This is a genomic window from Octadecabacter dasysiphoniae (assembly GCF_021532615.1).
GTDB classification, from domain to species: Bacteria; Pseudomonadota; Alphaproteobacteria; order Rhodobacterales; family Rhodobacteraceae; genus Octadecabacter; species Octadecabacter dasysiphoniae.
Genome location: NZ_JAKGAQ010000002.1, coordinates 326936 through 340748 on the forward strand (window position 1 = coordinate 326936; position 13813 = coordinate 340748).

A 13813-nucleotide genomic window follows, 5' to 3' on the forward strand; every position below is an offset into this window, starting at 1 on the left:
AGGGACACAAAAGACAAGTTCAAGGAGTCCTCAATGACCACGCAAAAAACCGTCCTGCGCGCCCTCGCGGGAGAAACCCTGCCGACCCCGCCGATTTGGATGATGCGTCAAGCGGGCCGCTATCTCCCCGAATACAAAGCAACCCGCGCTGAAGCAGGCGATTTCTTGTCATTGTGCTACAACTCGGACCTTGCAGCCGAAGTGACACTGCAACCGATCCGCCGTTACGGTTTCGATGCGGCAATCATGTTCGCCGACATCTTGCTTCTGCCTCAGGCGTTGGGCGCAAAACTGTGGTTTGTGACAGGCGAAGGCCCGCGCTTGTCGACCATCACAACCGCGGATGAGCTCAAGGCGCTGAAACCAGCAGATGCGATCCATGACCACCTGAATCCGATCTATGAGACTTTGAAAATTCTGTCGCGCGAACTGCCCTCAGAAACAACGCTGATCGGGTTCGCAGGCGCACCATGGACCGTGGCAACCTATATGATCGCGGGCCAAGGCACGCCGGATCAGGCCCCGGCCCACGCTCTTAAGGCGGAAAACAAAGCGGTGTTCGAAGGCCTGCTGGATTTGATCACCGAGGGCACGATTGATTATCTCTCTAAACAGATCGACGCAGGCGCGGAGGTCATAAAATTGTTCGACAGCTGGGCCGGATCGCTGAAGGGGGATGATTTCCTGAACTACGCAGTCAAACCCGCCGCGCGCATCGTTGCCGAACTGAAAAAGCGCCACCCGGATACGCCAATCATCGCGTTCCCACGCGGTGCGGGCGAAGAATATGTCGGTCTGCATGATGCAATCGGCGCTGACTGCATTGCCCTTGATGATGGTGTCACGGCTGAATGGGCAGCGGCCAACGTACAGACGGGCGGTTGTGTTCAGGGCAACCTGAAATCGTCCCATATGGTTACAGGTGGCGATGCCTTGGTGTCAGAAACCCGCCGCATCGTAGATGCCTTCAAAGGCGGGCCGCACATCTTCAACCTTGGACATGGCATCACACCGGATGCTGATCCCGAAAACGTGCAGCTTATGATCGATACGGTCCGCGAGGTCCGCTAACGGGACGGCGGGCGGGACGCCTTGAGGCCCCCTAGGGCCTCAACAGCGCCGTCCCGCTATGTCCACTTCGCGACGGGTGGCAGGCTCATCAGCACCGCATTCGCATCATGGCCAGTTTCGAGACCGAACTTCGTGCCGCGATCGTAAACAAGGTTATATTCGGCGTATAGGCCACGGTGGATCAGCTGCGTGTCTTTGTCGCCGTCATCCCAATCCGTGTTGCGGCGTTTTTCGACCAACGGCACATAGGCCGGCAAAAACGCGCGGCCAATATCCTGCGTCAACGTGAAATCCGATGCCCAATCCCCGGTACACAAATCATCCATAAAAATGCCGCCAACCCCGCGGGCGCGGCCACGATGGGGCACGTAGAAATACTCGTCTGCCCATTCTTTTAGCTTCGGGTAGTGCTCCTCGCCGTGCGGATCGAGCCATGCCTTCTGGGTGCAGTGAAAATGGGCGGTGTCCTCATCGTATTCGATGCAAGGGTTCAGATCGGACCCGCCCCCGAACCACCATGCATGAGGCGTCCAGAACATCCGAGTGTTCATATGAACCGCGGGCGCATGGGGATTTTGCATATGCGCCACCAGACTGATGCCCGCAGCCCAAAAACGCGGATCGTCTTTCATGCCGGGAATACCTTTGCGCGCCGCCATCGCACCCTGCGCGCGTTCGCCCAATGTCCCATACACGGTTGAGATATTTACACCGACTTTTTCAAACACACGACCACCGCGCATGACCGACATCAGCCCGCCGCCTGCGTCTTCGCCCGCATCACCTGTTCGCTTTGTTTCGCTAACTTCAAACGTGCCCGCTGGTTGATCCGATAGGGGGCCGGATGTTTGCGTATTTTCAATATTTTCAAAGGCTTGAACGATATCATCGCGCAGGGTTCGGAACCATGCAGAGGCCTGCGCTTTGTGTTCAATCATCTCGTCGGCGGCCATCGGTGAACCCTTTGTTATTGTCTATCAAGCAGACCTAGCATTGATTATCGACAGAGGCCAAGAGCCCGTCACCCATTCAAGACTACATGGCTGTCCAAGAAAGTTTACACGATGAAAATAATCCTGATCACATTGCCCCTCCTCGCACTCGCTGCGTGTTCCACCCCGCGCGAACAATGCATTTCCACCGCAAACAGTCAGCTGCGCACGCTGGATCGGTTGGTGAATGTCACACGTGGAAATGTGCAACGCGGGTTTGCCCTGACGTCCGTTCAAGACGTTCGTGTCGTGCAGTCCACGTGTCAGGGACGCAATGAAGACGGCACAGAGTTCCGGTTTGATTGCGAAGAAACCCAAACACGCACGCGCCAGGAACCTGTCACGATCGACATCGCCGAAGAACGCCGCAAGCTTGCGCAATTGGAAGAACGGCGCGACCAAGCTGCCCGTGACGCGGTTGAACAAACACAGCAATGCATCGCGATGCATCCGGAATAATCAGTGGGCGGGTGATCCGGCCGGATCAATCAGCGTGCGGCCGCCATCGACGGTTATGATCTGGCCTGTCACAAAGCTCGACGCATCCGAGGCAAGGTATTGCACCGCATCCGACACTTCGCCCGGGCCCGCAATGCGGCCAAGCGGCGTGTTATCAATGATGTCGCTGCGGTAATCTTCGTGTTCTTTCAGTTGGAATTTCAGGCTCGATGACATGACCGACCCGAACGCAACGGCGTTGACGCGAATTCGGTGCGGCGCGAGGGCCACGGCCATGGACCGCGTCATCTGATCAAGGGCCGCTGTCGAAATCGAATAGCCCAACAATTCTGGATTGGCACGGCGCGCTGCGATTGAACTCAGGTTGATGATTGATCCGACTTGCCCATCTTCTTCGCCTTCGGCTTGTTTGATCATCCGCTTGGAAATCGCTTGCGTCAGGCGCAATGACGTCATCAGGTTCTGGTTCAGCAATGCCTCCACGTTGTCTTCTTTCGGGTTCAACGGGTCCGACGTCATCAACTGGCGCGATGCGTTGACCAAAATATCCACCCTCTCAAAACTGTCGATGGTCATGGACAGCAAATTGTTGATCGACAGTTTTTGGCGAAGATCACACGCGAAGGATCGGTAACGTTCGGGTTCTGCATCAGCCCCGCCCAATTCTTCAGACAGGCGATTTTCGTCCATATCCGCGAACACGACATTCGCGCCCTCAGCCACAAAATGGCGCCCAATCGCAAGGCCGACGCCATTGGCGGCCCCTGTCACGATGGCGGTTTTACCGGCGATGGAAAAAGTCATGGAAGCTCCTTGTCGCCCTTCAGCTGGGCGCAGAGTAAATGAAATTACCGCTTTGGGCGAGACGCGCGAAAGATTTTGAACGCGCCCGACCCGCTGAGCTCTTCGATATGGGCGAATTTTGCATCTAATTCAGCTTCGTACGGCAGGTGGCGGTTTGCCACCATCAATAGCTGTCCGCGTGGTTTCAGGATACGGGCCGCCGTCGCGATAAAGCCTCTGCCCAAATCAGGGTTGCCGTCCCGCGATGTGTGGAACGGCGGATTCGAAACGACCACGTCATAGGCCCCCTGATGATCCAGCGCATCCGCCCAGATCGCCATAGCGCGCGGATCGTCGGTGTTTGTCACAGCACAATCGAGCGCGGTTTTTTCCGCTTCGATCATGTCGAGCTTTGTCACGCCGTCATGTTTCAGAATTTCACGGCTCAGGTATCCCCAACCGGCACCTAGGTCCGCAATATCGCCCTTTAGGTCGTCCAGATGTGTGGCCAGCAATGCTGAACCTGCGTCGATCTTACTTTCGGAAAACACGCCTGCGGCGGTCGTATATCCTTCGGGGGATTTTACGGCCACATCCCAAGCAGGCGCTTTGCCCGCGGAAAACCAAAACAAACGCCCGTGACCCTTGGCGATAACGCCATTGATCGCGCAAACCTTGCGGATGTCTTTGTAGATGCTTTCAACGCCGTCAGTTTTTTGCCCGTCCACGATGACAACCCCACCCGCCGCAATCGCATCAAGGATGGTTTGCCGCGCCAGCGTTTTGGATCGCGGCAATACAACAAGCGTCGCCGCGCGGCCCGTTCCTTCCCCGACCAAACCAGCAGCCCGCCAATATTGGTGATCTGGATAAAACGTCGCCTCAATCGTCACATCGCGCAATCCGGCAAGGTCATATCCGACGGGTGGGCGCACAATATGCGACGTTCCGTCGATCGTCAGACCTTCGGCCAGTGCGGTGTGTAATCTTGAATGTCTCATGAGAACCGAGTGGGCAGCGCGCCCTTACTCTTTCTCCATCGTGCATTGCAACGGGTGTTGATGGCGGGCTGCAAAATCCATCACAAGGGCGACTTTGGTCTCAGCAATTTCATGGGAAAACACGCCAACAACGGCCAAACCTTTTTCATGAACGGTCAACATCAGTTCAATCGACTGCGCGTTGGTCATGCCGAAAAAGCGTTCAAGAACATGCACAACGAATTCCATCGGTGTGTAATCGTCGTTTAGAATCATGACTTTGTATAATGGCGGACGCTTCGTCTTCGGGCGCGTTTCCAGCTTGACGCCGATATCACTATCGTCGTCGCTGTCGCGGTCGGCCATCATGATCGGGTCGTGAAACATTGCAATCCTTGCGTGCGAGTCGTGGGTGTAGTCTGCTCTCAGCGGCTTAATATAACCTCTCTGGGCCTTATGAAAAGGGTTCAGCCAAAAGACAAGCAGGTGCGTGACGTGACAAAACACAAATGGACCATCGCCTTTGATGCCGACGATACCCTTTGGCACAACGAACGCGGCTTTCGAATGACGCAAGACCGGTTCGCAGAACTGTTGGCCGATTACACGGATGGTGCGCATTTACAGGGGCGGTTGTTGGCGGCCGAACGGCGCAACCTCGCCGTCTATGGCTTTGGTATCAAAGGGTTCGTCTTGTCGATGGTCGAAACCGCGATTGAGGTCACGGACGGCGCGGTTCCAACAGATGTTATCGCTGAACTGCTTGGTATGGGGCGGTCCATGCTGTCAGACCCTGTGGAATTGCTGGTTGGCGCGCGGGCGGCTATCGAAACGTTAAAACCGAATGCCGAAATTATCCTGATCACCAAAGGTGATTTGCTTGATCAGGAACGCAAGCTGGCCCAATCCGGTCTTGGTGATCTTTTCGACGCGGTTGAGATCGTGAGCGACAAGACCGCCGACATCTATACCCGCATCTTTGCGCGCCACGACACAGCCCATCAAATGATGGTCGGCAATTCGCTGCGATCTGACGTTATTCCCGCGATTGAGGCCGGCGCGTGGGGTGTTCACGTGCCACATGACCTAACCTGGGAATACGAACACGCCGAAGCACCCCTAACGCACCGCCATTTTCGGCAGATTTCCGCGCTATCTGACCTGCCCGCATTGATCACTGACCTTTCAGGCGGGCGTTAACCACCTGCCACATTCCCGCCACAATCGGCTATCTAGCGGTTAAACTGGAATTTGCCCCCTAGATGTGGCCCCTCAGGCGCCGAACGTGCAGGGATGCCACACCAAAACCCTTTGAAATTAGGGTATTTTCTGAAACGCCGCCCTGTGTTAGCCTTATTTCATAAACGAGACCCCACTAAAAAAAATCGGGGCTCACGAGGCAGTAAAAGAGGCAGTGGCGTGAAACGTCGTATTCAAAACCCCGCGTTGGCGGGCTTTCTTCTATTGATCACATTGCTGATGGCGGCATTGGCGCCTGTTACAGCGAAAGCAGCACCCTACGCGGCCATGGTTATGGATGCGCGGACCGGTGAGGTTTTGCATTCGCGTAATGCTGACACGCAATTGCACCCTGCGTCGCTGACCAAGATGATGACGCTGTATATCGCGTTTCAAGCCATCGAACGCGGTGAAATCAGCCTTGATGATATGGTGACGATCACCCCCCTCGCGGCGAACGAGCCTCCTTCGAAATTGGGTCTGGTTGCGGGTCAACGTATCCAATTCCGATATCTCATCCGTGCCGCGGGCGTGAAATCCGCCAATGATGCCGCCACGGCGATCGGTATCGCGCTTGAGGGTAACGAAGCCGCCTTTGCGCGCCGTATGACCGCCACAGCACGCGCTATGGGCATGTCGCGCACAACATTTCGCAACGCCCACGGCCTGACCGAGGCAGGGCACATGTCCACCGCCCGCGACATGACCGTTCTGGGCCGTCACATGATCTACGATCACCCGCAGTATTATAATATTTTCAGCCGCATCACGACGGATGCTGGTGTGCGCGAAGTTGCCAACACAAACCGCCGTTTTCTGCGCGCCTATCGCGGTGCTGACGGGATCAAGACAGGTTACACACGTGCCGCCGGTTTTAACCTTGTCGCGTCCGCTGAACGTGGTCAGGAACGTATTATTGCGACGATGTTTGGCGGATCTTCTACCGCACAGCGCAACGCCCGTGTCGCCGAATTGCTGGACATGGGATTTGCCCGTGCCCCTGCAACGGCCCGCATTGATCGCCCAAGCCCTGTCGCACCACAAGGGAGTGGCGGCGCAGAGGCACCGCCCCCCGGAACCACGGCCCGCACCGTGCGTGTAAACGGCCTTGTTGCGCGATCACTGCGCCCCAATGCCCGCCCAGTACCCGACGCGCCAGAAGTCGCCGAAGAATTGCTGGCCGTGAATGCAGACGCCGTTCAGGATGCCGTGGCAGATGTGCTTGAAACTGTCGCCGCCGCACCCGAGGCAACGCCTGCACCGCAAGCCAGACCCGCTGATGTGGTCCTTGCGGCTGTGCAGCAGGCAAGCCCGGTGCCAAGTGAACCTGAAATCGTCACGCGCATCTCTACCTCTGGCAGCCGTTTGTGGGGCATCAATGTTGGCCGCTACAACACGCAGTATCAGGCCGAACGTGTCCTGCTACGCGTCGCGCTGAACGAAATGTCGACGCTAGATGGGTCCTTGCGCCGTGTGAATTCTTCTAGCCGTGGGCATGACGCAAATTTCATGGGGTTGACCCGTGATGGCGCCGAACTGGCCTGTGCCCGCTTGCAAGCCCGCGGCACGACGTGTTTCATGATCGGGCCTGACTAAATTCAAAGGACCACGCCCATGGCCACCCTGATCGTTCGCCCGCCCAATACACCGACGTTGAAATCCAGCACACCCGATCACCACATTGGTGTTCACCGCGTCTTTTGTGTGGGCCAGAACTACGCCGATCACGTGGCTGAAATGGGCGGCGACCCTAAGGCTGATCCGCCGATCTTTTTCATGAAACCCGCCAGCGCGATTGTGCTGTCTGGCGCGTCCATTCCCTACCCCTTGGCCACGCAAAACCTGCATCACGAAGTCGAACTGGTCGTCGTGTTGAACCGTGGCGGCACCGATATCGCAGAAGCCGACGCACTGGATCATGTTTATGGCTACGCGGTCGGCAATGATCTGACGCGCCGTGACGTTCAGGCAGCGGCCAAGGCCAAAGGCAGCCCTTGGGATATGGCCAAAGGGTTCGACAATTCAGCCGTGATCGGCACCGTGCACCCCGTGTCAGAGGTCGGGCACCCGAACGCGGGGGCCGTGCGCTGCACGGTAGAAGGTGAAGTACGCCAGAACGGTGACCTGACGCAGATGATCTGGTCCGTGCCTGAAATCATCGCAACCCTGTCAAAACTGGTAACGCTTGAGGCCGGTGACATCATCATGACAGGCACGCCGTCTGGCGTCGGCCCTATTTCGGCGGGTCAAACCTGTGCGTGTGACATCGAAGGGCTTTCTGGCGCGTCCATTACAGTGACCTAGCCAAACGCCGCTTTCATCAATTCACGGGTGTATTCGACCTGTGGCGCGTCAAAAATCGCATCGGCGTCGCCGGCTTCGACAACATCACCACGTTTCATCACCATCACCTTGTGGCTCAGCGCGCGCACCACTTTCAAATCATGCGAAATAAACAGATACGCCAGCTGGTATTTCTTTTGAAGGTCCCGCAGCAGGTCAACGATTTGCACCTGAACGGTCATATCCAGTGCCGATGTCGGTTCATCCAGCACCACCAGCGTCGGGCGCAAAATCATCGCCCGCGCAATCGCGATGCGCTGTCGCTGACCGCCTGAAAACTCGTGCGGGTAACGATCCATCAGCGCCGGATCAAGCCCGACTTCACCCATGATCTCAGCCACCATTTCACGCGGGTTTTTACCTGCGGCAGTGCCGTGAACTGTCAGCCCTTCGGCGATGATCTGTTCCACCGTCATGCGCGGACTAAGTGACCCATACGGATCTTGAAACACGATCTGCATGTCCGATCGCAGCGGGCGCATTGAGCGTTCCCCCAGCCCATGCAGGTCTTTGCCCATGAACACGATCCGCCCTTCGGACTGGATTAAACGCATCATCGCCAACGCGAGCGTTGTTTTGCCAGACCCGGATTCACCGACGATACCGACAGTCTCCCCTGCCCTCACCTCAAACGACGCATCGTTCACGGCTTTTACGTAACCTGTCGTACGGCGCAAAAGACCTGAAGTCAGCGGGAACCAGATTTTCAGGTTCTCGGCCTTCGCAACAACCTTGGCCTGCGGATCGACAGGGTCAGGGAAGCCCGTGCTTTCAGCCTCAAGCAGGGTGCGGGTGTAGGGATGTTGCGGGTTGGCAAACAATTCAGCCGTCGGGCCATGTTCGACGATTTCACCGTCCTTCATCACACACACACGATCCGCGATTTTGCGCACGATTGTCAGGTCATGGGTGATGAACAGCATCGACATCCCAAGATCGCGTTTCAGGTCCGCCAGCAGATCAAGAATTTGCGCCTGAATGGTCACGTCCAGCGCAGTTGTCGGTTCATCCGCAATCAGCATTTCGGGGCCGTTGGCCAGCGCCATGGCGATCATGACGCGTTGTCGCTGCCCGCCAGACAGTTGATGCGGATAAGCCGACAGGCGGCTTTCGGGATCGTGGATACCGACCTGCACCAACAGTTCAAGGATACGCGTGCGCACCGCACCGCCGCGCAGCCCTTGGTGCAGCTCAATCGATTCCGCGAGCTGCTTTTCAATCGTGTGCAGCGGGTTCAACGATGTCATCGGTTCTTGAAAGATAAAGCTGATGTCGTTGCCGCGCACGCGTCGCAGATCACGTTCAGACGCGCCGACCATCTGGGTGCCATCATAGGTGATTGACCCGCCAACCGTCGCGCTGTCGCCCAAAAGCTGGACGGTGGACAAGGCTGACACGGATTTACCCGACCCGGATTCACCGACAATCGCAACTGTTTCGCCCTTATCGACATGAAACGACACACCGCGCACGGCATGGGTGGTTTCCCCGTCTTGGCGAAAATCAACTGTGAGGTCTTGAACGTCGAGCACACGGGTCATGAAAACGTCTTTCGCGGATCGAACGCATCACGCACGCCCTCAAAGATGAACACCAGCAGCGACAGCATGATCGCAAAGGTGAAGAAGGCCGTAAAACCGAGCCATGGGGCCTGTAGGTTTTGTTTGGCCTGCAATGTCATTTCACCAAGCGATGGCGCCGAAGACGGCAGGCCAAAGCCAAGAAAGTCGAGAGATGCGAGCGTTGCAATGGTGCCGGTGATGATGAACGGCAACATCGTGACGGTCGCCACCATCGCGTTGGGCAACATATGCCGGAACATGATTGTGCGGTCAGATACGCCCAGCGCCTTGGCCGCGCGCACATATTCAAAGTTCCGCGCCCTTAGGAATTCAGCCCTGACCACACCCACCAAGGCGGGCCAGCCGAACAGGATTGTAAGAAACACAAGCAGCCAGAAAGAGCGCCCCAATATCGCGAATAAAATGATAATGACGTAAAGCGACGGTGTGCTTCCCCAGATTTCCAGCAGGCGTTGAAATATCAGGTCGACCCACCCGCCAAAATATCCCTGAATGGCGCCCGCTATGATGCCGATGATCGACGCGATGGATGTGACAATGATCGTGAACAAAATCGACAGACGGAACCCGTGGATTACACGCGCTGTCACATCGCGTTTCGTATCATCCGTGCCCAGCCAATTGTTTTCATCGGGCGGTGACGGGGCGACGCCGGGAATGTCAACAATTGTGTTGTAGCTGTACGGAATGGGCGGCCAGATCAGCCAGCCTTTGTCGAATTCCGCGTCTTCAATCGTGCCCGTGTTCGCGGCCTCGATCATACCTTCGGGGTCGTCAAAACAGATTTCCAGCCCACCGGTTTCGATCAGACATTTGACTTCGATATCTTTGTATTCAGCCTCGGTCGGGAAATCGCCGCCGTAGTCCCGTTCAGAATAAAAGCTGAAAATCGGCATGCGGATTTCGCCGCGATAGCTGACCATGATCGGTTTATCGTTCGCCAGGAATTCAGCAAACAGCGATAACACAAACAGGACCATGAAAATCCACAACGACCAATAGGCACGGCGGTTACGTGTAAAGTTTTTCCAGCGGCGTTTGTTGAGCGGCGACAGGGCAAAACGGCCCTTTTTCGGGGTGGGGGGGAGTGCAGTGTCCATCCTTAACCCCTCTTTTCAAAATCGATGCGCGGGTCGATCAACACGTAGGTGATGTCCGTCAAAATCCCGACGATTAGCCCCATAAGCGAGAAGGCGAACAGCGTTCCGAACATCACGGGATAGTCACGCTGCAACGTGGCCTCGAACCCCAAACGCCCCAGCCCGTCGAGAGAGAACAGCGTTTCGATAATCAACGACCCACCAAAGAACACACCGATAAACAATGCCGGGAAGCCGGAAATCACGATCAGCATGGCATTGCGGAAAACGTGGCCGTACAACACACGACCCTCTGACAGGCCCTTGGCCTTGGCGGTGATCACGTATTGCTTTTTGATCTCGTCCAAGAAGCTGTTTTTGGTCAGCAAGGTCAGGGTCGCAAAGGCCGAAATCGTGGATGCCAATACAGGTAATGCGATGTGGTGGAGGTAGTCCTTGATCTGGCCCCATGTGCTGAGGTCTTCGAAATTGGACGACGTCAAACCGCGCAGCGGAAACAGCCGCAGGCAAGTCGGGTTCGAATTATAAAGCCACGTCACATTTTCCCGCAAGAAATCGGAAATCCCGAACGGCAGGCGGAAGCAGTTGTTGGACGCAAAAAGCACAATCAGCAGGATCGCAAACAAGAACCCCGGAATGGCATAACCCACGATGATCGCCGCCGATGTCCATGTGTCAAAAGACGATCCGTCGCGCACAGCCTTTTTGATGCCCAGCGGAATCGACACCATATAGGCGATCAGAGTGGACCACAGACCCAGTGTGATCGACACGGGCATCTTTTCCAGGACCAGATCAACAACGGACACGGAGCGGAAATAACTGTCACCAAAGTCAAAGCGCACATAATCCCACATCATCAGGAAAAACCGTTCGAACGCGGGAATGGGAACGGGGGAACATTCATCTGCGCGCAGGTCCGGTTCGCCTACGAAACCAGCCTCGCAAACAATACGTGAAAAGTTAAATTCGACCTGAAGCTCATCCAGAAATTCCTGCGGCAATCCGCGTGATGCGACGCTGTCACTGCCTTCTTCAACGATTTCTGACCCACCACCAGAAATGCCTTCGAACACATCCCCGCCGCCTTCAAGCTGCGCGATAATCTGCTCGATTGGCCCACCGGGCACAAACTGGATCAGCGCAAAATTGATGATCATGATCCCCAGCAGCGTGGGGATCACAAGCAGCAATCGTTTGAAGATATAGGCGCCCATAGGTCTGCGTAGCCTTTATTATTTTTATTGTAGCGGGCTTAGAACGCGCCCGCGGCTTCAAGCTCTGCGGCTCTGTCAGCATTGTACCACCAGAATGACAAGTTGCCCAAGGCAAAAGGCGGCAGTGGATCGGGGTATTCATATTGGTCGTAATAAGCGACGAAATGTTTGTCGTTGTAAAACTGCGGCACCCAGAACAACTCAGCACGCAACACGCGGTCCAGCGCCTGCGTCGCAACCGTCATTTCCTCAAGCGATTTCGCATTAATGACCACAGTCATCAAAGCATCAACAACGCCGTTCTTAAGGCCCATCAAATTGCGTGAACTGTCATCCGCCGTTTCAGACCCGAACCATTGGCGCATGCCTGTACCGGGTTCAAACATCTGCGTCAGGTTGTGGGTGATCATGTCAAAATCAACAGGCGCCTGAAGGCGATCAACGTATTGTGCAAAGTCCACTCGGTTCATCGTGGCATCAATGCCAAGCCGTTTAAGGTTCTCGATATACGGGTTCACAATGCGGTCAGACCCCGGCGAATAGGTCAGCATTTCAAGGCTAAGAACCTGACCGTCCTTGCGCCGGATACCGTCTTCGCCTGCGATCCAGCCTGCACCCTCCAGAAGGTCAGACGCGATGCGCAGGTTTGAGCGATCTGTCGGGCGGTTCGCACCGGACTGTAGCGGCACAACCGCCTCGTCGGTCAGGATGGACGCCGGCAGAAGGCCGTTGTCGACGTAGGGTTGCAGCACCTCAATTTCGGCTTCGGACGGTACGCCGCGCGCCTGTAGATCTGAATTTTGCCAGAAGGATTCAACACGTTCGTACAAACCATAGAACAATGTCTCATTGCTCCATTCAAAATTGAACATCAGGCCGATTGCCTCGCGCACGTCGCGGTCCTGAAATTTCGGATCGCGCAGATTAAAAATATATGCCTGCGCAGACCCCATAGCCCCGTCGGGCAGTTCTTCGACGTTCACCCAACCCTGTTCTACAGCGGGAAATTCGTAACCCGTGGCCCATTGGAGCGACGAATTTTCCAGCCGGAACGTATATTCGCCTGCCTTGAACGCCTCGAACGCGGCAGCGCTGTCTGTGAAATACTCATACCGGATTGTATCAAAATTCGCCTGCCCGATGTTGAACGGATGTTCAGCGCCCCACCAATCTTGATCTTTGGCGTAGATGATCTGACGGTTCGTATCATAACTGTCTAGGACATATGCGCCTGTGCCTAGGAATGGCACATCCGTGCTTTCATCCAGCCGCGCGCCTGTTTCTTCGAACCACGCCTTGGAAAAAGCGCGGGTCGTTCCTGCAAACCCGATCACGTCGCGGCGCGGCGCACCGGGCGCAAACGTGAACTTGATGCGGTACGTATCTAGAACTTCGACGTCTGTCAGAAAATCGGACACGACGGCGACGTATTCGGGCAGCCCCTGTTCCATGATCAGATTATTGGCAAACTCGACGTCTTCAGCGGTGAACGGCGTTCCATCAGAAAATGTGACGTCTTCGCGCAGATTGAAAATCACCCAATCCAGGCTTTCGGGATATTCCATCGTCGTGCACAGATAACAGTAGGCGCCATAGGGATCATCCGCCGTTGCAACCAAGATACTTTCGTACAAGATCGTCGTGCCAGCCCCCAACGTCCCTTCGCGGGTAAAGCCGTTAAATGTATCAAACGTGCCGCGCGACCAAACGCTGATCTCGCCACCCTTTGGTGCATCCGGATTTACGTAGTCGAGGTGTTCAATATCGGGGCCGTATTTCAGCTCTCCGAAGTTGGAAAACCCATGCGACACCGTGATTTCTTCATGGCTTTCGGCACGCACCATTGTGGCACCCGCGATCGCAAACACCGACCCTGCCAGCATTAGACCCCATTTCGATATGCCGGTCGTTTTCGACTGAGCAACGGCTTTGGCGGTCCTGCACGGGGTCTTTGTCATTGGGCACTCCTCAAAAATTACGATATTCGCTATATTTGAAGCTAAAGCGGCCTTTGTCGAACATTCAAGTTGAGATTACGTGAGGTTT

13 protein-coding genes are annotated in these 13813 nt (G+C 55.8%); 5 read left to right on the forward strand and 8 right to left on the reverse strand.

Features of this window, described 5'->3' with window-relative positions; genetic code table 11:
- The first annotated feature begins 33 nt into the window (after positions 1–33).
- Positions 34–1071, forward strand: a complete 1038-nt coding sequence (gene hemE / locus L0664_RS08460) for a uroporphyrinogen decarboxylase (RefSeq protein ID WP_235225216.1) — start codon at positions 34–36, stop codon at positions 1069–1071.
- A 56-nt stretch (positions 1072–1127) separates the two neighbouring features.
- Here hemE and hemF read toward each other — a convergent pair whose 3' ends face one another.
- Complete coding sequence (gene hemF, locus L0664_RS08465) at positions 1128–2024, reverse strand: oxygen-dependent coproporphyrinogen oxidase (protein ID WP_235225217.1); 897 nt, start codon at positions 2022–2024, stop codon at positions 1128–1130.
- A 111-nt stretch (positions 2025–2135) separates the two neighbouring features.
- Between hemF and L0664_RS08470 the strand changes: the two genes are divergently transcribed.
- Complete coding sequence (locus tag L0664_RS08470; RefSeq protein ID WP_235225218.1) at positions 2136–2522, forward strand: hypothetical protein; 387 nt, start codon at positions 2136–2138, stop codon at positions 2520–2522.
- On the opposite strand, the gene L0664_RS08475 is transcribed toward L0664_RS08470, so the two are convergent.
- Genes L0664_RS08475 through clpS form a run of 3 tightly spaced genes read right to left on the reverse strand, consistent with a single transcriptional unit; the run spans position 2523 to position 4672 of the window.
- Positions 2523–3326, reverse strand: coding sequence for an SDR family NAD(P)-dependent oxidoreductase (locus L0664_RS08475; protein WP_235225219.1), 804 nt, complete (start codon positions 3324–3326; stop codon positions 2523–2525).
- Positions 3327–3370: 44 nt separating this feature from the next.
- Positions 3371–4306, reverse strand: a complete 936-nt coding sequence (locus tag L0664_RS08480) for a class I SAM-dependent methyltransferase (protein ID WP_235225220.1) — start codon at positions 4304–4306, stop codon at positions 3371–3373.
- A 24-nt stretch (positions 4307–4330) separates the two neighbouring features.
- Positions 4331–4672 (reverse strand): ATP-dependent Clp protease adapter ClpS, encoded by a 342-nt coding sequence (clpS, locus tag L0664_RS08485; protein ID WP_235225221.1) that lies wholly within the window; start codon positions 4670–4672, stop codon positions 4331–4333.
- A 108-nt stretch (positions 4673–4780) separates the two neighbouring features.
- Between clpS and L0664_RS08490 the strand changes: the two genes are divergently transcribed.
- The 3 genes from L0664_RS08490 (at position 4781) to L0664_RS08500 (ending at position 7828) form a co-directional block, all read left to right on the forward strand.
- Complete coding sequence (locus tag L0664_RS08490; RefSeq protein ID WP_235226162.1) at positions 4781–5485, forward strand: HAD family hydrolase; 705 nt, start codon at positions 4781–4783, stop codon at positions 5483–5485.
- Between the two features lie 279 nt (positions 5486–5764).
- A complete protein-coding gene (locus L0664_RS08495) occupies positions 5765–7120 on the forward strand; it encodes a D-alanyl-D-alanine carboxypeptidase family protein (RefSeq protein ID WP_235226163.1) in 1356 nt (451 codons plus the stop codon).
- Positions 7121–7138: 18 nt separating this feature from the next.
- Positions 7139–7828: a fumarylacetoacetate hydrolase family protein gene (locus L0664_RS08500; protein ID WP_235225222.1), complete on the forward strand. Its 690-nt coding sequence runs from the start codon at positions 7139–7141 to the stop codon at positions 7826–7828.
- On the opposite strand, the gene L0664_RS08505 is transcribed toward L0664_RS08500, so the two are convergent.
- Genes L0664_RS08505 through L0664_RS08520 form a run of 4 tightly spaced genes read right to left on the reverse strand, consistent with a single transcriptional unit; the run spans position 7825 to position 13725 of the window.
- Entirely contained in the window at positions 7825–9408 is a 1584-nt protein-coding gene (locus L0664_RS08505) for an ABC transporter ATP-binding protein (protein WP_235225223.1), read from the reverse strand. The two genes, L0664_RS08500 and L0664_RS08505, sit on opposite strands and share 4 nt — an antisense overlap.
- Positions 9405–10550, reverse strand: coding sequence for an ABC transporter permease (locus L0664_RS08510; protein WP_235225224.1), 1146 nt, complete (start codon positions 10548–10550; stop codon positions 9405–9407). The genes L0664_RS08505 and L0664_RS08510 overlap by 4 nt, the downstream gene beginning before the upstream one ends.
- A 2-nt stretch (positions 10551–10552) precedes the next feature.
- Entirely contained in the window at positions 10553–11767 is a 1215-nt protein-coding gene (locus L0664_RS08515; protein ID WP_235225225.1) for a microcin C ABC transporter permease YejB, read from the reverse strand.
- A 38-nt stretch (positions 11768–11805) separates the two neighbouring features.
- Positions 11806–13725, reverse strand: coding sequence for an extracellular solute-binding protein (locus tag L0664_RS08520; RefSeq protein WP_235225226.1), 1920 nt, complete (start codon positions 13723–13725; stop codon positions 11806–11808).
- Positions 13726–13813: the final 88 nt, after the last annotated feature.